The sequence below is a fragment of the Wenyingzhuangia sp. IMCC45467 genome (assembly GCF_054111205.1).
The window spans coordinates 2,526,285-2,546,331 of the sequence record NZ_CM134196.1; the positions used below are offsets into that span (position 1 = coordinate 2,526,285).

Here is a 20,047-nt window from a genome sequence, read left to right on the forward strand (position 1 = left end):
GAAGATGAAAAAAATAATAAAATATACACTTGCTTCTGTATTGGCAATAAGTCTTACAAATTGTACAGATGGTTTTGAAGATATCAATACAAATTCAAACGGAATTTCATATGAAAGCTTAACACAAATGAACAATCATATTGGAGGTTCTTTTACGCCTATGTTTTTAAATGTGATTAATGTAACACCCGCTTGGAACTTTCAGTTACAACAAAATTTAATGGGAGATGTGTTTTCTGGATACATGACACCTCCCACACCATTTGCCGGGAATGTAAATAACATGACATATGCCTTGGTTGATGGATGGAATGGTTTTCCTTGGTCTGATGCTTATAACAACGTAATGCCCTCTGCATTAAATGTAAAAAATGCAGTAGCATTGAGTGGTAAATCAGATGGTGAAAAATTTGTACACTTGGCAAACATTGTAAGAGTAATGGGAATGCATAGAGTTTCCGATATTTATGGACCTATCCGTTATTCTAAATATGACGATTTTGCAACCACAGGAGAGTACGATTCTCAAGAAACAGCATACAGTACTTTTTTTACAGAATTAGGAGAAGCGATTACAGTTTTAGAAAATTATGAGGCAGATGTACAATTTATTCCTTTTGATATGTCTTCTTTAGAAGGAGATATTGCAAAATGGAGAAAATTTGCTAACACTTTACGTTTGCGTTTGGCTTTAAGAGTAGTAAAGATTAACCCTAGTTTGGCTAAAACACAAGGAGAGTTGTCTTTGGCAAGTAATGCTGGTTTCTTAGAGCAAGATATGTTTATCAATACAGGTTTTGGAAATCCACTTTTAGAAATTAGTGATGCATGGGGAGATATCCGTATGAGTGCCGAAATGGAATCAATTTTATTGGGTTATAATGATGGTAGGTTAGAGAAATATTTTAAACCAGCAGAAGATCCTGCTTTAGGAGGAGCTTATAAAGGAATCCGTATGGGAATTGATATCCAAGCTAAAACAACTTATGGAGCACATTCAGCTTTGGGTTCTGTAGTAGAAGGAGAAACCATGCAATGGATGACAGCTGCTGAGGCAGAGTTTTTACAAGCTGAAGCAGCTTTAAGAGGATGGGCAGGAGCAGGAACGGCTCAAGCACATTATGAAGCAGGAGTAACAGCATCATTCTCGCAACATGGCGTTTCAGGTGTGTCTACTTATTTAGCAGACAACACAAGCACTCCAGCAGATTTTATTGATGCGTTAAGTGCAACAAATAATATAGCTTATGCAAGTGATGTAAAAATTGCATATAATACTGCAGGAACAAATGAAGAGCAACTAGAACAAATAATTACTCAAAAGTGGATAGCTATGTTTCCTGATGGTCAAGAGGCTTGGTCGGAGTTTAGGAGAACGGGTTATCCTAGAATTTTCCCAGTAGTAGTAAATAATAGTGGCGGAAAAATTGATACCAATGTTCAGGTAAGAAGAATCAATTTTGTACAAGATGAATTAAATACCAATGGAGCAAATGTAACTACAGCTGTTGGTTATTTAAACGGACCAGACAATGGAGGAACTCGCCTTTGGTGGGATATTTCAGGAGCTAATTTCTAGAATCATTTTTTAGTTTTTTATGGTAAAACAAGCGGTATTAGTTTACCGTTTGTTTTACATATTCATTTTAATGCTGTTAGTCTAAAATAATCAGCAGTAGGTTTTTTGTGCTGTATTTTAACGGAGTATTAAAAAAAATAAAAGGACTTGATATCATTTTTAGCTCTAAAAGTGATGTTGTTTTAAAAATATCATATGAAAAAAATCATAATCATAGTGTGCTGTTTTATCACATTAACAGGATACAGCCAGCAATTATCAGACTTAAATTTAATGCCTTGGCCAGAGCAAATTGAGTTAACAGGGAGTAAGTTTGTTTTAGATAAAAACTTTATAGTTTCGGTAAATAGTAAAAGAGGAATTATTTGCAATACTACTACCAATTTTATAAGGAGAATCACCAATAAATCAGGTGTTTTTGTGGAGCAAGGATTTGCAGATGTTAATAATAATGAAGCACAATTACTGATTAACTTTAATAAAATTTCTAATCTAGAATTATCTAATGATGAATCTTATTCTTTAGAGGTAAAAGAACATCAAATAGTTATCAATGCTATCACAGATGTTGGAGTTTCATATGCTTTGGAGACTTTGATACAGTTGTTAAGTTTTAACGATGAATGTTTTTATTTTCCTACAGTTGAAATTAAAGATACTCCAAGATTTAAATGGAGGGGTTTGTTGATTGATACGGCTCGTCATTTTCAACCAATAGAGGTGTTAAAAAGAAATTTAAGAGCCATGGCAGCGGTGAAAATGAATGTTTTTCACTGGCATTTAACAGATGATCAGGGGTTTAGAATTGAGGTGAAAAAATTGCCTAAATTAAATGAATTAGGGTCTGATGGATTGTTTTATACCCAAGAGCAAATAAAAGATGTGGTGCAGTATGCTGCCAATTTAGGAATTCGTGTACTGCCAGAAATTGATGTACCTGGTCATGCTTCTTCTATTTTAGCTGCATATCCAAAAATTGGAAGTAAGAAAAAAAGGTATAGCATTGAAAGGTTTTCGGGGGTTTTTGATCCTACTTTAGACCCAACCAACGAGGAAACCTATGTTTTTTTAGATACTTTAATTAGCGAAGTAGCTCCTTTGTTTAAAGATCCTTATTTTCATATTGGAGGTGACGAAAACGAAGGAAAACATTGGGATGAAAATCAAAAAATACAAGAATTTAAAAAGTTACACGGATTAAAAACCAATCATGATTTACAAACCTATTTTAATATTAGATTAGAAAAAATATTAGAAAAATACGGTAAAAAATTAATGGGTTGGGATGAAATTTTAACCCCAGAAATTCCTAAGTCTGCATTGATCCATTCTTGGAGAGGAGTAAACGAAGGTTTGCCAAAAGGTGGAACTTTAATAAAAGCGGCAAAAGCAGGATATCAAACAGTATTATCAACCGGTTTTTATATAGATAGAATGGAGTCTGTAGTAAAACATTATCAGACAGAACCTATTGGAAATGCAGTTTTAACTCCTGAGGAAAGAGCTAGAATTTTAGGAGGTGAGGCAACCATGTGGGCAGAGCTTGCAACACCAATAACCATAGATTCTAGAATATGGCCAAGAACAGCAGCTATTGCTGAAAGGTTGTGGTCTCCAAAAGAGGTGAACGATGTTGATTTTATGTTAAAAAGACTTTCTGAGGTTAGTATTGGTTTAGAAGATTTAGGATTGACACATATTAAAAATAGAGAGGTTATTTTAAGAAATATTGTAAAAAATCAATCTATAAAATCAGTGAGGTTGTTGGCAGATTTAAGTGAGCCATTAAAAATATATGCAAGAAATAAAGATGGAATAGAATACAAAACTTTTTCTCCTTTTATGTTGTTTGCAGATGCTTGTGTGGCCGATGCTAGCGAAGCAGTTTATTTTAATACTTTGGTGGATGATTATTTAAAATTACCATCAGAAGAAAATAAAAATTATTAATCTGTTTAAGTCTTGGCAATTGGGGTTTGAAGCATTTAAGGAATTAAAGATGAATCCAAGCCTTATGAGCTTAAAAGAGCAATATCAACATGTTTCAAAAGTAGCTGTTTATGGTGTTTCTTTTTTAAATGGAGATAAGAAAACCTTGTCAAAAAAGGAGTTAAAACAATTGTTAATAACATTAAAGGAGCCTTGTGTAGATACTGAGTTGATGATTGTATCTAGTTTAGAGAAGTTATTGTTCAAATAAAAAATAATGAAAAAAGAGAGATATGTATCTGTAGATGTGTTTAGAGGATTGATTGTTTTTGTAATGATAGTAGTGAATTCTCCTGGATCTTGGCAACATATATATGCTCCTCTTGCTCATGCAAAATGGTTTGGTTGTACTTTAACAGATTTGGTGTTTCCTGGGTTTGTTTTTGTGATTGGACTTTCCATGGCCATTTCATTTTCTAATCTAAATTCTGACATTCCAAAGCGTAAGTTTTCAATTAAAATTATAAAAAGATCCCTACTAATTTTTCTAGTAGGGCTTCTTTTAAATGGTTTTCCTTTTGTGCATTTTCACTTGTCAGCCTATCGGTTTTTTGGTGTTTTGCAACGTATTGCATGTAGTTTTCTTTTGGCAGGATTGATTTTAGTGTATGTAAAAAACATCAAAATAATATTAGGGGTTTGTGTTGGCTTGTTACTCTTACATTGGTCTGTTTTATATGTTTTTGGTGGAGATGAACCTTATGCTTTAGAGAAGAATATTAGTCAAACCATTGATGTGTGGCTTGTAGGAAAAAACCACTTGTATCAAGGCTACGGAATTCCTTTTGATCCCGAAGGTTTATTAGGGGTGTTGTCTTCTGCAGCACAAATATTAATGGGCTATTTAATGGGGGTTAAGTTTATAAAATCAAAAAAAAGAGGACAAACAACAACTATGTCTTTATTGCTTATTTCTGTGTTTTTAATTTTATTAGGGTTGCTTTGGTCTAAAATATATCCAATAAATAAATCGTTGTGGACAGGTTCTTATGTGTTTTTTTCAACTGGAATTTTAGGGGTTGTTTGGCTGCTAATTTCAAAAATGGTGCAACAAAATTTAATTGTAGATAAATTTGTGTTCTTTAGGGTTTTTGGGTTAAATCCTTTGTTTAGTTATATGCTTTCTCAGGCTTTTATGAGTGTTTTAATCTTGCCTATTTTTAATAAAAACAGTTTGTATTCACTGTTGTATAAAAATGGATATCAACCTTTGTTTGGGGACTATTTGGGGAGTTTGTTTATGGCTATAAGCTACACTTTATTGGTGTGGATTTTTGCTTATATACTTTATAAAAAAAAGATTGTTGTTAAAATATAAATCCGTTGTTTGCATTACTACAAACAACGGATTTTAATAAAACAGAATGTTATGTTTGTTTAAAAGTTTCTATACAATCCATTTATATATACATTGCTTCCGTCTAGCACTGCTCCTTTGGTAAATCCGTTGGCACCACCACCAATATTAATTTCATAAATATTAGCATTTCCACCGTTTAAACTTACAGGAATGTAAAATTTTCCATCTTCAATACATTCGGCTTTAAATAGGTTAACATAAGGTGCTTTAGGGATGTTTAATTCAGTGACCGATTTAGCAGTTAAGTTAATTTCTACCAAAGTACCAATATTGGTTGATAAATCTCCCCAAGCAGTAATATCACTTTCTTTAATTACATTGGCATAAATAATATTATTACCTGCATACCAAGCATTCCAAATGTTAATTGGTTCAGAAAAACTATCAGATACATTTAATTCATAATCATCGTATTGGCCATTTTTAATTCTTACAAAAACAGTTGGGTTTTCTGCTAAGGTAGCATTACTATGCCAATGTACACTGTTTAAGTTGTGTTGATAAATATCTCCATTTTCGGTTACAAAAGCAGCGTTTGTTCTGTATCCACCTGTAGAACCAGAAGAAGCATTAGAAGTAATGACTTGTGGGTTGGTTAAAGATGGATAATCAAATTTTACTGTAATTAAGTTGTCGGCTAAGTTTGTCCATGCTTTACCATCTCTAACACCGTAAACAGTTCCAAAATAAACTTTATTATTGTTTACTACAGGTTGTATCCATAATGCACTTTTTTCATCTACCTGAGGGAAATCCATAAACCCGTAGTTTTCTACCGAAAAATCTTCTAGATTAATAATAGCAAATGGGGCTTTACCTTCATCATTAGGGAAGTTAGATAAAAATAAATCACCAGTGTTTGTTTTTTGAATATATCGATAAAAACTACCTGGGTTTAAAGATTCGGTAGAAATAGATTCTACTTTTACCAGTCCGTTGTTTGTAAATTCATATTTATCTAAAGTACCATCTCCAAAATTATAGAAAAATCCATCTGCACTAGCAGCTAAATTAGCATAACCTTCATATCCACTACCTAAAATAGAAATATTACCTGAAGTAATATTGTCTGTTGTAGTAAAATAACCGTTGTCACCTACACTTGCACTTACTAGGTATTTAGAGTTAGCTATGGTAGGGTTGTCTTCGTTGTTGATAACATCATCATCGTTATTAGTACAAGAAGATGTTATCCCTAATCCGAATGATAAGCATAAACTTGTTAGAGTGATTTTTAAAAATCGATTGGTTTTCATAATAATAAATTTAATTGTTGTTTATAATTTTAATTTTTCTAGTTGATAGGTTAGTTTTATAAAAACAGCTCTACCTGGTTTTTGAAGTTTATAATTATCAAAAACTTGTTGGTTAAATAAGTTAGAGCCATCAACTGCTAGTGTTAATTTTTCTGATGGAAAGGTGTAGCCAACTCCCATGTCAAAAACTAATTGTGCTGGGATAACGGCTTTGTTTTTTGAAGAAACTGCACTAGGCCAGTCTAAATAAAATTGATGTACATAACTAGATTGTATATAGCTAAAAAATTTTGAGTTTTGTTGAATGATATTATCTGAACGAAACTCTAAACCAGCATTAGCTGTAAAATAGGGTTGGTTTGGCATTCTATCATTATAGAAAATGTTTTTATTGCCGTTTTCTTCATGTGTTTTTTTATTCTTATAATCTAAATAGGTGGCATTAATGTTAAATGTTATTAAGTCGTTATAATCGTAAATAATTCCTATTTCAGTTCCCATTCCTGCAATTTTGTCTAGATTTTTGTAGGCACCATTGTCTCTTGCATCTACCACATTTAATAAAAGTTTGTCTTTGGTGTTTCTGTAAAACACATTAGCCTCTAGCTTTAATCCATGACTATTAGCTATATGTAGTTTACCTAAAATAGCCCCAATGTTTATGTTAAAACTTTGTTCAGGTTTTATGTTTGGATTATTGGTAATGTTTACTCCATCTCCCAAAGCCTCTCTTGCATTAGGCATTCTGGTTGCTTGTTCTGCCGAAGCTTTTACTAAAAAATTAGAAGTGATTTTAAATGAACTAGCAAAACCTGCTCCCCAATTAGGGATTTTTTTTTGATGTTTAATAATTATATACTCGTTTGTATATACTTGTTCGTTAATGGTAGCTATAAACTCGTAAAATTTAAGAAATACATTGCTATGCCATTTTTTTTCTAACTTTTTGGTTTCTAATGATAAGCCTGCAAAATTAGATGCAATTTTTTGAGGTTCTATATACGGAATTCTATACCTAGGGGAATAAGGGTCTGAACCAGATCTGTTTAAGTTTTGATGCAAATAGTTAATTCCTAGTTTAATATTATAGGGTAATTGATAGGTTAAATTGGCTCTATAAATTTGAGAATGATCCTTTAATGTATAAAGCGATTTACCATCGTAGCCCATTTCTCCACCAGAGCTTCCAGAGTTGTTTTGAGTAATTATTTTACCTCTCCAATCATAATCAACACTGGAAGTGTCTACTACAGTTCCTTTTGTGTAGGAATAACCTGCAAAGGTATTGATGTTTAAACCTTTGGTTAAAAAGTCCTTTTTTTGATAAACAATATTTGGCATTATGGTTTGTTCGTTGTTACGAACCTTACCAAATACTCTAGCCATGGTTTGAGCGGTTTGTACTCCTTTTTTTAAATCAGAGGTAAGAATAGAAAATAATAGTTTGTCTACCCAAGAAGTGTTGGTGTATCCTAAATCTAATTTAGTAGTTGCTGTTTTAAAATCATCATTAAAACGTTCTGAAGGATTGTCTTTTGTAAAATAAACAACTTTGTGAGTTGTATCATCTCCATAAAAAACACCATCTCCCCAAACTTTGTAATTGTTGTCGGAATAGGTGTAAAAACTAGAGATTTTTCCAGTGAACCCAGTTTTTGGAGATCTTAATTGACCGTGTAAGGCTATTTTGTGTGTGTTAAAAGATCCGAAGGAATAAGAAGCTTCTAAAAAATTGTTTTGCTCTTCTTTAGAGATTAAGTTAATAGCTCCTCCTAAAGCATCTGAACCTAAAGCCACAGGAACTACTCCTTTGTATGTATCTATACGTTTAATGAATGAAATGGGTAAATTGTTAATGGAATAAGAAGCACCGTAATAGTCCATGGGAATTCCGTCAATAAAAAAACGGATTGCGTTTCCAGACATTCCATCTAAAGAATATTCAAAATTAGAGCCAACTCCTCCTGTGGTTCTTACACGTATTCCTGGAGTTCTATCTAAGACTTTATTTAAGTCTAAACTTTGAGCTTTTAGTTTTTTTGTTTCTACAGCTTGTACAGCAAATCCTGTTTCTTCTATTTTAGTTGCTATAGATTTTAACTTTAATTCAACATTATCTAAAGAGGTTAAGCTACTTGTAATAGTAAATATCAATGGTTTTTTATTTTCTCTAGATATTGTGATTTCTTTTTCAAGGTTGTTAAAACCTAGAGATGTTATAAGAATAATATGTTTGCCAGTAGAAATATTGTTGAATTTAAACTCTCCTTTGTTGTTGGTTAATGTTCCTTGTTTTAAATCTTTTAGATAGATGGTAACACTTTCTATAGGTGTTAATTTTTCATCAATAACCAATCCTTGTAATTCAGTGTATTCTTTGGTTTGTGAATAAAGAGTACTTGTTGGAACTACAAAAAGCATTGCAAACATAATATAAAATCTACACTTCATTTATTTAGACTAATTATTAATTGCAAAAGTGTGAATTTTATTGTTCTTTTAGCTCCGCAAACCCTTAAACAACATGATTAGTCCTTTGAACGACATATGGATAATTTCTACAAACAGGTTGAAAACCTGTAATTTTGTATTTCAAATTAAAAAAGAGCATATGCGTTGGTTAAAAAAGATCTTTATTAATAATTATAAAGAAATGTTGTATCAATTAGCTATTGTTGTTGTGTTGTTTTTGTTCTTTTCTTTTGTGCAAGATGGAACAGAGAAAATAGCTTCTTATAAAATTTCTTTTTTTTTGAATTATATGGTTTGTGCTATGGTAATTAATTATGTTTTATTACCGAAATTGTATTATCAAAAAAAAATAATTTATTTTTTTATTTCTGTTTTGGTAGCTATTTTTTTAGTTATTATGATAGATGAATTTGTGTTAGAGCAAATATATTTTCCCGATACTAGAGGGACTTATTTTCCAGGAGTTTTATTTACTTTGGTAGAAACATTACCTGTAATTTTAATATTTGTTGGGTTTAAAATTGCTTGGGATTTTAATAAAAAACAAAGAGAGATAGAGCAATTAAAAACGTTGGCTCAAGAAAATGAATTACAATATTTAAAATCTCAAATCAATCCACATTTTTTGTTCAATAATCTCAATAATTTGTATGCATACGCTATTGAGAACTCTCCTAAAACTCCTTCTATTATTGTTGAACTGTCTTCGGTGCTAAGATATATGCTATATGACTGTAAAGAGAATTTTGTGTCGTTGTCTAAGGAGATTAATCATTTAAAAAATTATACGGCCTTAAACGAATTAAGGGTAGAGCATAATGGTATTGTTAATTTTAAAGCCAACGTAGATAAATATAGTTTTACTATTGCTCCATTAATTTTAACAGTGTTTGTAGAAAATGCTTTTAAGCACAGTACTTCTAGTCAATCCGAAGATATTTTTGTAGAAATTGATGTTAAGGTGTCTAATAAAGGTTTGTTAGTGTTTAAGTGTAAGAATAGTTTTTTACCCGAAGCAAATAATCAAAATTTGGCAAGTGGAATTGGGTTAAAAAATGTAAAAAAAAGATTACAAATTCTTTATCCAGCAATGCATACGTTAGACATTTTTGATAAAGAGAATATATATACCATTGTTTTAAAACTAAACCTTAATAATTAAGTTATGATTAAGTGTATTATTATAGAAGATCAGCCGCCAGCTCAGCGAATTTTACAAAAATTTATAGGTCAAACAATGGAGTTAGAACTTATAGGAACATTTTCTAACCCATTAGTCGCTAGAGAGTTCTTGGCAGAACACAAAGTGTCATTAATTTTTTTAGACATTCATTTACCTAAAATTTCTGGTATAGAGTTTTTAAAATCTACGGCTAATCATCCTCATATAATTTTAACCACCGCTTTTTCTGATTATGCTATAGAGAGTTATAAATATAATGTAGTGGATTACCTTTTAAAACCTTTTACGTTTGAAAGATTTAGCCAAGCCATACAAAAAGCAAAAGGAGTTGTTTTAACCTACGAAACATTACAGGTGGATAATTTTTTTATTAAATCGGGTTATGATATGATAAAAATAACTAAACAAGAGATTTTGTACTTAAAGGCAGATATAGATTATACAGAAATAATTACTTTTTCAAAAGTGCATTTAAGTACAGAGTCTTTAAAATATTGGTTAAAAAAATTAAAAGAAACTTTTTGTCAAATTCATAAATCATATATTATAAATACTACATATATAAACAAAGTTTCAACACACCAAGTATACTTATCTAATGGTGATGTTTTGCCTATAGGTAGGGCTTATAAAAAAGAATTTGTAGAAAAACACATTAAATAAATTAAATGTTTTTAGGAATGTTTATTTGAAAAGTACTCCCAGTGTGTTTTTGAGATTGTTTTACAAATACTTTTCCTTTGTGATATTTATTAATAATTCTTTTGGTTAAAGATAAGCCTAATCCCCAACCTCTGGCTTTGGTAGTGTATCCAGGTTCAAATATTTTTTTGTGGAGTTTTTTTGGAATTCCTTTACCTGTATCAGTAATTAAAATTTGAATGCCAGTATGAATATTGTTTAACTGAATATCAATATTTCCTTTGCCTTGCATGGCATCAATAGCGTTTTTAATAATATTTTCTAAAACCCAACCAAACAAATCTTTGTTTAGCATAATTTTAATGTCCTCTAAAGGTTTACTGTAGTTAAAAACAATATTTTTTGAAGTTCTAATTTGAAAATATTTAATTGTATTTTCTATAATTTCTGAGGGATTGTCTAGTTCAAGTATAGGTTCGGATCCTATTTTAGAAAAACGATTGGCAATAATATTTAGGTGCTCTACATCTTTTTCAATTTCGTTAACATAATCTGGGTTGATGTTTTCTGAGCGTAAAATTTCTACCCAACCTAGTAATGAGGATAAAGGTGTTCCTATTTGATGAGCAGTTTCCTTTGCCATACCTGTCCAAAGTTTATTTTTTTCGGAGATAGAAGAGGCGTTAAAAACGGCATAAATAATAGTTAGAAAAACTACAAAAATAAGGATCAAAGCTAAAGGGTAAAACCTTAGTTTGTTTAGGAATTCTGAGTTTGAATAATAGATAAATTGACTTTTGGTTTCAGAAATATTGATTTCTATAGGAGGGTGTGATTTTTTCATTTCCTCCAATCTTTTAGATAATACACTCTTTTTGTCTTTAGAACTATATGCTATATTTTGATCTAAAAGAATGTTGTTTGCATCATCAGTAACAATCATAGGAATAGATTTGTTGTTCTCTATAATTTTAACCAATAGGCTAATGTCATCATCAGGTTTTGCTTTGTTAAATTGAAAGTAAGCATCGGCTAAAATTTCCATTTTAACTATTTCTTGATTCTGAAATTCTTTAAAAAATTGATAAGTATTCCATAAAATAATACTTACTATTCCAATTGCTAAAAAAAGTAGAATTTGTTTAGCTCTAATAAAACGTAGTATAGACTTCATTTAGTTACAGGTTTATAGGTGTTTTAGCTCCTCTATCGTACATAATAATGCTACCTGCTACAGCAACATTTAAACTAAGGGTAGATTTAAACTTTACTAAAAAGTGAGATTTGTCTATAGCTTCTTTTGATAAACCATGATCTTCTGCTCCCAATAAATATACACATCTTTTAGGATGTTCAAAAGTTTCTAGAGGAATTGCTTTATCATCTAATTCAACTCCAATGAGCACAGCGCTTTTAGGGATGTGTTTATAAAATTCTTCAAAATTATCATAATGATAGTAGGGCATGGCTCCTACAGCTTTATGAGTATCACATGCTTGTTTGGAATATCTGTTGCCAATGGTGTAAATAAAACTAGCTCCCATATTTTGGGCAGACCTCCATAAAACGCCTAGGTTTTCAGGGGTTTTTCCATTAAAAATACCAATGCCAAAGTAGCCTTGTTCTAAATTGTTAACCATGTTTAAAATTATCTTTATAAATAGACGGTAGGGTAACATTAAAAAATACAGCCACCAAACGTATTAAAATAATAAATAGAATTGGGATAATTTGTAAATAGGGGTTAGGAATGTTAAAACTCATTAATGTTAAATATAACAATCCTCCAAGTATGCTAGCGGTTGCGTAAATTTCTTTTTTGAACACAACAGGAATTCTATTCACCACAACATCTCTTAAAACTCCACCAAAAACCCCTGTAACAGTTCCTAGTAGTATACATATGGAGTAATCTAGGTTAGATTCTAGTCCTATTTGAACTCCGGTAATGGTAAATAAGCCTAAACCTATAGCATCGTAAAAAAACATAGGTTTAGAAAAAAAGTTCATATTAGATTTAAAAATCATGGCTACAGTTGCTCCACTTAAAACAGCGTAAATAATAGAGGTGTTGTATAGCCAAAAAATTTGTCTGTCAATAAGAATGTCTCTAAGTGTTCCGCCACCTACGGCAGTAATAAAGGCAACAATTAAAACGCCAAAAGGATCTAATCTTTTTTTCATGGCAATTAAAGCTCCCGAAACAGCAAAAACAAAAGAACCAGAGATGTTGATGTATTCTATAATGGTATTCATATTACTTACCTGTTAACATTCTTTTGATTTCGTTTAACTTCATTAGTGCTTCTACTGGGGTAAGATTATCAATATTGGTGGCTAAAATTTCTTCTTTAATATCTTCTAATAAAGGGTCGTCTAACTGGAAAAAACTTAGTTGATAATCATCTTCTTTTTCTACAGATTCAATTTTGGCTTTGTTGTTTTCTAAACCGTGACTTTTTTCTAGTTGAGTTAACATTTTGTTGGCTCTGTGAATTACAGCTTGAGGCATTCCGGCCAATTTAGCTACATGAATACCAAAACTGTGTTCGCTTCCTCCGGCAGTTAATTTACGTAAGAAAATAACTTTATCTTTTAACTCTTTTACAGATACGTTAAAGTTTTTTACACGAGTAAAGGTACTTGCCATATCATTTAGTTCGTGATAATGTGTGGCAAATAATGTTTTAGCTTGACTAGGATGCTCGTGTAAATATTCTGCAATGGCCCAAGCAATAGAAATTCCATCATAAGTACTAGTTCCACGTCCAATTTCATCTAACAAAATCAAACTGCGTTTTGATACGTTGTTCAAAATACTAGCAGTTTCGTTCATTTCTACCATAAAAGTAGATTCTCCCATAGAGATATTATCACTGGCTCCTACACGAGTAAATATTTTATCTACCACTCCAATTCTAGCTTGTTGTGCAGGTACGTAACTTCCCATTTGTGCCAATAAAACAATCAATGCAGTTTGTCTTAAAATGGCCGATTTACCAGACATGTTTGGTCCGGTAATCATAATAATTTGTTGCTGATTTCTGTTTAGATTGATATCATTAGCAATATATTCTTCTCCAAAAGCCAATTGTTTTTCAATTACAGGATGACGACCATTTTTAATTTCAATTTCGGTACTTTCATCAATGGTTGGGCGAACATAGCTGTTTTGCATGGCCAATGTGGCAAATCCACACAAACAATCTAACTGAGCAACTAAGTTTGCGTTTAACTGAATAGGTTGAATATAGTCAATTAAAAACTGAATTAATTTGCTAAAGATTTGTTGTTCTAATTGAGCTATTTTTTCTTCGGCACCTAAAATTTTGGTTTCGTATTCTTTTAACTCTTCGGTAATATATCTTTCAGCATTCACCAAAGTTTGTTTCCTAATCCAATCTTCTGGAACCTTGTCTTTATGAGTGTTTCTTACTTCTATATAATAGCCAAAAACATTGTTAAAGGCTATTTTTAATGAAGTAATTCCGGTTCTTTCCGTTTCTCTTTTTACCAGATTGTCTAAATAATCTTTACCAGAGTTAGAAATGTTTCTAAGTTCATCAAGTTCTTCAGAAACTCCAGAGGCAATGGAATTTCCTTTGTTAATGCTTACCGGAGCATCATTCACCAAAATAGTAGCAATTTTTTCTCTTAATAAAGTACAATCTTGTAATTGTTCCCCGATGGCTTTTAGGGTGATATTATCACTTTGTTCAGCAGCTTTTTTTACAGGAATAATAGCATCTAAAGATTGTTTTAAATAAACTACTTCTCTAGGATTTATTTTTCCTGTAGCGACTTTAGAAATCAATCGTTCAATATCACTTATTTGTTTGATTTGATATTGAGTGGTTTTGTGAAAATCATCATGATTCATAAAGTAATTTACCACTTCATGTCTTTTGATAATTTGATTGGATTCTTTTAAAGGCAAGGCCAACCAACGTTTTAACAAACGTGCTCCCATTGGGGAGTTGGTTTGGTCTATAATGCTTAAAAGCGTAACGGCATTTTCGTTGGTAGAATGATATAATTCTAAGTTACGAACCGTAAACCTGTCCATCCAAACATATTCATTTTCGTGAACTCGTTGAATAGCAGTAATGTGATTTAGTTGATTGTGTTGTGTTTCTGATAAATAGTATAAAATAGCTCCAGAAGAAATTATTCCTTCGGGCAAATTTTCTACACCATATCCTTTTAAAGAATTTACTTTAAAGTGATTTAAAAGACTTTCAGTAGCAAATTCTATTTGAAAAACCCAATCATCTAAATAAAAAGTATGGAATCTATCTCCAAAAGTTTCGTTAAACAAAACTTTGTTTTTCTTTTCTACCAAAACTTCACTTGGCGAAAAGTTTTGTAATAATTTATCTATATAAGCAGTATCTCCTTGAGCGGCTAAAAATTCTCCTGTAGAAATATCCAAAAAAGAAACCCCTAAATTTTTCTTTCCAAAGTGTACAGAAGCTAAAAAGTTATTGTTTTTAGATTGTAAAACTTCATCGTTTAACGCTACACCTGGGGTAACCAATTCTGTAACACCACGTTTTACAATGGTTTTGGTCATTTTAGGGTCTTCTAACTGATCGCAAATAGCCACACGTAACCCAGATTTTACCAATTTAGGTAAATAAGTGTTTAAGGAATGATGTGGAAATCCTGCCAATGCAGTTTCAGAATCGCTACCTGCTCCACGTTTGGTTAGGGTAATGTTTAAAACTTTAGCGGCTTTTATCGCATCGGTACCAAAAGTCTCGTAAAAATCTCCTACTCTAAACAACAACATCGCATCAGGATATTTAGCCTTAATACCGTTGTATTGTTTCATTAAAGGAGTTTCTTTTTTTGCTTTGGTTTTAGCCACTAGTCTGATTTTTTTAGATTCTTAGCGAAATTAAATTTTTTAAGGAAAAGGAAGAAAGATAAGTTAAAAAGTTATTAAGGTTCTATTGACAATTTCATCAGTTTTAAGAGAAATACGCTAATTTTGACACTTCTTAAAATAAAAACAATGCGTAAACTTAAAAACAAAGAATTAAATAGGTTAGATGTTGAGGCTTTTAAAGCATCAGATAAAACACCTTTAATTGTAGTTTTAGACAATATTAGAAGTTTAAATAATATTGGTTCTGTGTTTAGAACAAGTGATGCATTTGTAATTGAGAAAATTTATTTGTGTGGAATTACAGCTACTCCGCCCAACAAAGAAATTCACAAAACAGCTTTGGGAGCTACAGAGTCTGTAGATTGGGAATATGTAGAAGATACTTTGACTTTGGTTGAAAAATTAAAAGCAGATCAGGTAAAAGTTTGTGCCATTGAACAGGCAGAAAACAGTGTAAAATTACAAGACTTTACAGTTGAGCCAAATCAGAAATATGCGATTGTGATGGGGAACGAGGTGAAAGGTGTTCAACAAGAAGTAATTAACCATTCTGATTTTTGTATTGAAATTCCACAATACGGAACCAAACACTCTTTAAACATTTCTGTTACTACCGGAATTGTACTTTGGGATTTATTTAAAAAGTTTAAGTTTTCTGATTAATTCTTTTTAAAACACAATATATTTTATTGAATTTGTAAAATATATTATTGTTAGTTGATGATATAGTATTTTTGGATTAACTATTTGATTTTTAGGTTCTTGTTTTTTTTAAATGGTAAAAAAGTGTCTTGTATTGATTGGGTTTTATCTATTATCTTAGATTGATAACAGGTAACAGCAGGATGCTTTTGGTGTGCTAAGAGGTTAATTTAGTGGTTGTGAACTCTATTGTGTATGGATTTTACATTTAACCAACTACTAAATTAAATGAAAAACAAATTATTATTTAAATGGATGTATTCTGTCTTAGGACAAATGATCTTTAAAAAAACAGTGTTGCTTACTTTATTTGTTGTAATGCAACAGGGACTTTTTGCTCAAGAGGTAATAGCAGAAGATGTGGGAGGAAAATATTCTAAAACAGTATCCTTGTCTAGTGATGTTGTTACAAGTCCCAAACAAATGGAATATTTGGATAGAGGTTTAATTGCTACCCAAAAAGCGAGTAATCAAGTGTTTTTAAGCTGGAGATTGTTAGGAACAGATCCCTCAAATATTGCGTTTAATGTATATCGCGGTAATGTAAAAGTAAATACAGATCCCATAACAAATTCAACCAATTTTATAGATTTCACTTCTGGAGGAGTTGCCGTTTATACTGTAAAGCCTATGATTGATGGTGTAGAAGGAGAGGCCTCAAAAGCTGTGGCTGTATGGGAGGATAACCAAATAACAATTCCATTACAAATTCCACCAGGGAATACAACAGCACCTGGAGATCATCAAGAGGAATCAGGTTGGGTGTATTATCCTGAGGGATTAGATTATACTTATACAGCTAATGATGCTAGTGTTGGAGATATGGATGGAGATGGAGAATATGAAATTGTATTAAAGTGGTCTCCAACAGTTGTAAACCACAATGCAGGTGGAATAAATGGCCAACAAATCTTTGATTGTTACAGGTTGGATGGTACCTTATTATGGCGTATAAACTTAGGAAATAATGTCAATTCAGGGCCTCATATGAATCAATTTGCTGTGTATGATTTTGATGGAGATGGTAAAGCAGAAGTAGCTCTAAGAACTGCTGATGGGACTGTTGATGGTGTAGGAAATGTAATTGGAGATCCCAATGCTGATTATCGTAATAGATCGGGTTGGATTCAAGAAGGGCCAGCATGGTTAACCATTTTTAATGGAATTACTGGAGCTGCAATGGCTAGCGTGCCTTATGAGCCTAATAGAGGACATAAAGATGATTGGAGAGATGGTGGTAATGGTTATGGGAATCGTCAAGATCGTTTGTTAATGGCAGTGGCTTACTTAGATGGAGAAAAACCTAGTATTATTACAGGTAGAGGATATTATGCTAAGTTGGTTCGTGCTGCTTACGATTGGAGAGATGGAGAACTTACATTGCGTTGGATTTTTGATAGTAAAGACCCAAGTAATCCAGGAAATAATGCAGCTTCTGGACAAGGAAATCATCAGTTAACCATTGGAGATGTAGATGGGGATGGTAAAGATGAAATTATTAATGGATCTAGTGCTATTGATGATGATGGTACGCTTTTATGGTCTAATGGTAATGGGCATGGTGATGCTTTACATATGTCTGATATGGATCCAGATAGACCAGGGTTAGAGATTTGGTTACCTTTAGAGTGCCCAAGTTGTTATGATGGTCAAGGAATAAGACTTTTAGATGCTAAAACAGGAGAAACTATATATGGTGTCGAAACCACGGGAGATGTTGGTCGTGGATTGGCTTCGGATGTTGATCCAGATCATAAAGGTTATGAGATGTGGGCTTCTTCTGGGAATTTTTACAACGTGCAAGAAGGAGAAATAGGAACAGAAAAACCAACAGGAGGTATTATGGGGGTTAATTCTGCTGTATGGTGGGATGGTGATTTAGGACGTGAATTGCTAGATAGACAGGTCATTGAAAAATGGATAAGCAATACTCAAAGTAGAAGTCGATTATGGACTATTTATAATGATTATCCAGTGACTACAAATAACTCTACCAAATCTAATGCAGCTTTGTCTGGAGATTTGTTTGGAGATTGGAGAGAAGAAATTATGTTTAGAAGATCAGATAACACTGCTTTGGTAATTGTAACTACTGATATTTTAACAGAGCATAGAATTCCTACACTAATGCATGATCCTATGTATAGAGTAGCAATTGCGTGGCAGAATAATGACTATAACCAACCGCCACATCCTGGTTATTATTTAGGATATGATATGGAAGGTGTGCCAGCATCTAATATTATGATTAATAAAGCAGAAAACTTAGCACCTACAGCAGTAGCTGATGAAGTTACTGTTGCTGAAGGTGGTTCTACATCTTCTTTGGTAGGGGGTGCTCGTAGTCTTTTAGATAATGATACAGATCCTGAAAAGAATAAGCTTACTGCAGAGCTGGTAACAGATGTGACCAATGGAACATTAACTCTTAATGCTGATGGTACATTTACATATGTTCATGATGGATCGTCCAACTCAATAACGGATAGTTTTACTTATAAAGTAACCGATGGAGTATCTTATAGTAATATTGCTACGGTGTCTATATCAGCTTCGGAAATATCAATACCTTATGATAACTTTACCATTAGAACAGCTTCAGAAACCTGTGCAGATCATGATAACGGTACATTAACAATTAATGCTGTTCAAACTCATAGTTATGTTGCAAATTTAAATGGAACAGATTATAGTTTTGATGGGAATACTTTAATAGTTTCCGATTTAGCTCCTGGTACTTATCCGGTTTGTATTACTATAACTGGGAAGGATTATGAACAGTGTTTTTCTATAACCATTGATGAGGCTGAAATTTTATTAGGATCATCAAAAGTAAGTATAAATGAATTGGATATGGAGATAGAAGAAGGTACAGCTCCTTATAAAGTGTTTGTGAATGGAGTTTCTAAACTGGAAACATCTTCTAAAAACTTTACAATGTCCGTAAAACAAGGAGATTTGGTTGAGGTTAAAACAGCAAAACCATGTGAAGGGACATACACAGAAAAAATTCTTAATGCATCTGAATATGTGTCCGCATCCCCTAATCCAACAAATAAAGGTACTGAAATAACAGTTCCTACTAAGTTAAGTGAAGTTTCAGTAGAGCTTTATTCAGCACAAGGACAGCAGGTTTTAAAAGGGCTTTATTCTGTTGTAAATCAAAAAGTACAACTTGATATAGAAAATGAAGCTTCAGGGGTTTATTTGGCTAGAATATTAGCAGAGACTCCATTAAGTTTAACCATCATAAAAAAATAATCATGAAAAAAATAATATATACTAGTTTAGTAACTTTACTGTTGTTCTCTTGTGGTGGAGGTGGTGGAAGTGAAGATATTGAGCCACAAGAACCTGAAAATACTGCACCAACAATTCCTGTATTAAAAGTACCAGCAGACAATACACTTTGTGTTGATAATACTGTAGATTTTGAATGGAATAGAGCCACAGATGCTGAAGGAGATGCTATTAGTTACCAGGTACAGATAGCAAAAGATAATCAGTTTACAGATGTTGTAAAATCTGAAATGGTATCTTCATTAAACGAAGCTTTTACACTTAGTAAAGGAACAGCTTATTATTGGAGAGTAAAGGCGGTTGATAACAACAATGAATCAAGCGAGTATTCTACTGTAAATAGTTTTTATACAGAAGCAGTTGCAATTACCAATCATTTGCCTTTTTTAGCGCAAGCAGTCCAGCCTAAAGAAGATTCATTCCAAGACGGACCAACCGTTAGGTTAAGGTGGAATGCTAAAGATGTGGATGTAAATGATGTTTTGACATATGATGTTTATTTTGGAACAGATGCAACTAGTCTAGATAAAATAAAAGAAAACACAACAGCTACGTTTGCAGATACGCCTACGTTAGAAACGTCAACTACTTATTTTTGGAAAGTAGATGTAATGGATGATAAAGGAGGAAAAACCAACGGATCTGTTTGGAGTTTTACGACCAATTAGAAATT

15 protein-coding genes are annotated in these 20,047 nt (G+C 32.2%); 9 read left to right on the forward strand and 6 right to left on the reverse strand.

Going from position 1 to position 20,047, the window contains the following annotated elements:
- Positions 1 to 4: 4 nt before the first annotated feature.
- From ACXGQT_RS10825 to ACXGQT_RS10840, 4 genes are all read left to right on the forward strand, one after another.
- Positions 5 to 1,579, forward strand: coding sequence for a RagB/SusD family nutrient uptake outer membrane protein (locus ACXGQT_RS10825; protein ID WP_457828614.1), 1,575 nt, complete (start codon positions 5 to 7; stop codon positions 1,577 to 1,579).
- Positions 1,580 to 1,774: 195 nt separating this feature from the next.
- Positions 1,775 to 3,529 (forward strand): beta-N-acetylhexosaminidase, encoded by a 1,755-nt coding sequence (locus ACXGQT_RS10830; RefSeq protein ID WP_457828615.1) that lies wholly within the window; start codon positions 1,775 to 1,777, stop codon positions 3,527 to 3,529.
- A gap of 49 nt (positions 3,530 to 3,578) precedes the next feature.
- Entirely contained in the window at positions 3,579 to 3,779 is a 201-nt protein-coding gene (locus ACXGQT_RS10835) for a hypothetical protein (RefSeq protein WP_457828616.1), read from the forward strand.
- A 6-nt stretch (positions 3,780 to 3,785) separates the two neighbouring features.
- Complete coding sequence (locus ACXGQT_RS10840) at positions 3,786 to 4,886, forward strand: acyltransferase family protein (RefSeq protein ID WP_457828617.1); 1,101 nt, start codon at positions 3,786 to 3,788, stop codon at positions 4,884 to 4,886.
- A 59-nt stretch (positions 4,887 to 4,945) separates the two neighbouring features.
- On the opposite strand, the gene ACXGQT_RS10845 is transcribed toward ACXGQT_RS10840, so the two are convergent.
- Positions 4,946 to 6,184, reverse strand: a complete 1,239-nt coding sequence (locus ACXGQT_RS10845; RefSeq protein ID WP_457828618.1) for a hypothetical protein — start codon at positions 6,182 to 6,184, stop codon at positions 4,946 to 4,948.
- A 21-nt stretch (positions 6,185 to 6,205) separates the two neighbouring features.
- The gene (locus ACXGQT_RS10850; RefSeq protein WP_457828619.1) at positions 6,206 to 8,635 is read right to left on the reverse strand and encodes a TonB-dependent receptor; all 2,430 of its coding nucleotides are present in this window, start codon (positions 8,633 to 8,635) and stop codon (positions 6,206 to 6,208) included.
- Between the two features lie 160 nt (positions 8,636 to 8,795).
- On the opposite strand from ACXGQT_RS10850, the gene ACXGQT_RS10855 reads away from it, so the two are divergent.
- Both ACXGQT_RS10855 and ACXGQT_RS10860 read left to right on the forward strand, forming a co-directional pair.
- A complete protein-coding gene (locus tag ACXGQT_RS10855) occupies positions 8,796 to 9,818 on the forward strand; it encodes a sensor histidine kinase (protein ID WP_457828620.1) in 1,023 nt (340 codons plus the stop codon).
- Between the two features lie 3 nt (positions 9,819 to 9,821).
- Complete coding sequence (locus ACXGQT_RS10860) at positions 9,822 to 10,502, forward strand: LytR/AlgR family response regulator transcription factor (RefSeq protein ID WP_457828621.1); 681 nt, start codon at positions 9,822 to 9,824, stop codon at positions 10,500 to 10,502.
- 1 nt (position 10,503) lies between these two features.
- On the opposite strand, the gene ACXGQT_RS10865 is transcribed toward ACXGQT_RS10860, so the two are convergent.
- Genes ACXGQT_RS10865 through mutS form a run of 4 tightly spaced genes read right to left on the reverse strand, consistent with a single transcriptional unit; the run spans position 10,504 to position 15,315 of the window.
- Positions 10,504 to 11,655, reverse strand: a complete 1,152-nt coding sequence (locus tag ACXGQT_RS10865) for a sensor histidine kinase (protein WP_457828622.1) — start codon at positions 11,653 to 11,655, stop codon at positions 10,504 to 10,506.
- A 4-nt stretch (positions 11,656 to 11,659) separates the two neighbouring features.
- Positions 11,660 to 12,121: an RNA methyltransferase gene (locus tag ACXGQT_RS10870; RefSeq protein WP_457828623.1), complete on the reverse strand. Its 462-nt coding sequence runs from the start codon at positions 12,119 to 12,121 to the stop codon at positions 11,660 to 11,662.
- The gene (locus ACXGQT_RS10875; RefSeq protein ID WP_457828624.1) at positions 12,114 to 12,737 is read right to left on the reverse strand and encodes a trimeric intracellular cation channel family protein; all 624 of its coding nucleotides are present in this window, start codon (positions 12,735 to 12,737) and stop codon (positions 12,114 to 12,116) included. Before ACXGQT_RS10875 ends, ACXGQT_RS10870 begins: the two co-directional genes overlap by 8 nt.
- Position 12,738: 1 nt before the next feature.
- Entirely contained in the window at positions 12,739 to 15,315 is a 2,577-nt protein-coding gene (gene mutS, locus ACXGQT_RS10880; RefSeq protein WP_457830818.1) for a DNA mismatch repair protein MutS, read from the reverse strand.
- 183 nt (positions 15,316 to 15,498) lie between these two features.
- On the opposite strand from mutS, the gene ACXGQT_RS10885 reads away from it, so the two are divergent.
- From ACXGQT_RS10885 to ACXGQT_RS10895, 3 genes are all read left to right on the forward strand, one after another.
- Positions 15,499 to 16,035, forward strand: coding sequence for an RNA methyltransferase (locus ACXGQT_RS10885; protein WP_457828625.1), 537 nt, complete (start codon positions 15,499 to 15,501; stop codon positions 16,033 to 16,035).
- A 267-nt stretch (positions 16,036 to 16,302) separates the two neighbouring features.
- A complete protein-coding gene (locus ACXGQT_RS10890) occupies positions 16,303 to 19,335 on the forward strand; it encodes a rhamnogalacturonan lyase family protein (RefSeq protein ID WP_457828626.1) in 3,033 nt (1,010 codons plus the stop codon).
- 2 nt (positions 19,336 to 19,337) lie between these two features.
- Positions 19,338 to 20,042, forward strand: a complete 705-nt coding sequence (locus ACXGQT_RS10895) for a glycoside hydrolase family 78 protein (protein ID WP_457828627.1) — start codon at positions 19,338 to 19,340, stop codon at positions 20,040 to 20,042.
- Positions 20,043 to 20,047 lie beyond the last annotated feature (5 nt).

Coding starts and splice junctions, on each gene's coding strand:
- ACXGQT_RS10825 (WP_457828614.1), top strand. CDS start 5: ATGAAAAAAATAATAAAATATACACTTGCTTCTGTATTGGCAATAAGT.
- ACXGQT_RS10830 (WP_457828615.1), top strand. CDS start 1,775: ATGAAAAAAATCATAATCATAGTGTGCTGTTTTATCACATTAACAGGA.
- ACXGQT_RS10835 (WP_457828616.1), top strand. CDS start 3,579: ATGAATCCAAGCCTTATGAGCTTAAAAGAGCAATATCAACATGTTTCA.
- ACXGQT_RS10840 (WP_457828617.1), top strand. CDS start 3,786: ATGAAAAAAGAGAGATATGTATCTGTAGATGTGTTTAGAGGATTGATT.
- ACXGQT_RS10845 (WP_457828618.1), bottom strand. CDS start 6,184: ATGAAAACCAATCGATTTTTAAAAATCACTCTAACAAGTTTATGCTTA.
- ACXGQT_RS10850 (WP_457828619.1), bottom strand. CDS start 8,635: ATGAAGTGTAGATTTTATATTATGTTTGCAATGCTTTTTGTAGTTCCA.
- ACXGQT_RS10855 (WP_457828620.1), top strand. CDS start 8,796: ATGCGTTGGTTAAAAAAGATCTTTATTAATAATTATAAAGAAATGTTG.
- ACXGQT_RS10860 (WP_457828621.1), top strand. CDS start 9,822: ATGATTAAGTGTATTATTATAGAAGATCAGCCGCCAGCTCAGCGAATT.
- ACXGQT_RS10865 (WP_457828622.1), bottom strand. CDS start 11,655: ATGAAGTCTATACTACGTTTTATTAGAGCTAAACAAATTCTACTTTTT.
- ACXGQT_RS10870 (WP_457828623.1), bottom strand. CDS start 12,121: ATGGTTAACAATTTAGAACAAGGCTACTTTGGCATTGGTATTTTTAAT.
- ACXGQT_RS10875 (WP_457828624.1), bottom strand. CDS start 12,737: ATGAATACCATTATAGAATACATCAACATCTCTGGTTCTTTTGTTTTT.
- mutS (WP_457830818.1), bottom strand. CDS start 15,315: ATGAAACAATACAACGGTATTAAGGCTAAATATCCTGATGCGATGTTG.
- ACXGQT_RS10885 (WP_457828625.1), top strand. CDS start 15,499: ATGCGTAAACTTAAAAACAAAGAATTAAATAGGTTAGATGTTGAGGCT.
- ACXGQT_RS10890 (WP_457828626.1), top strand. CDS start 16,303: ATGAAAAACAAATTATTATTTAAATGGATGTATTCTGTCTTAGGACAA.
- ACXGQT_RS10895 (WP_457828627.1), top strand. CDS start 19,338: ATGAAAAAAATAATATATACTAGTTTAGTAACTTTACTGTTGTTCTCT.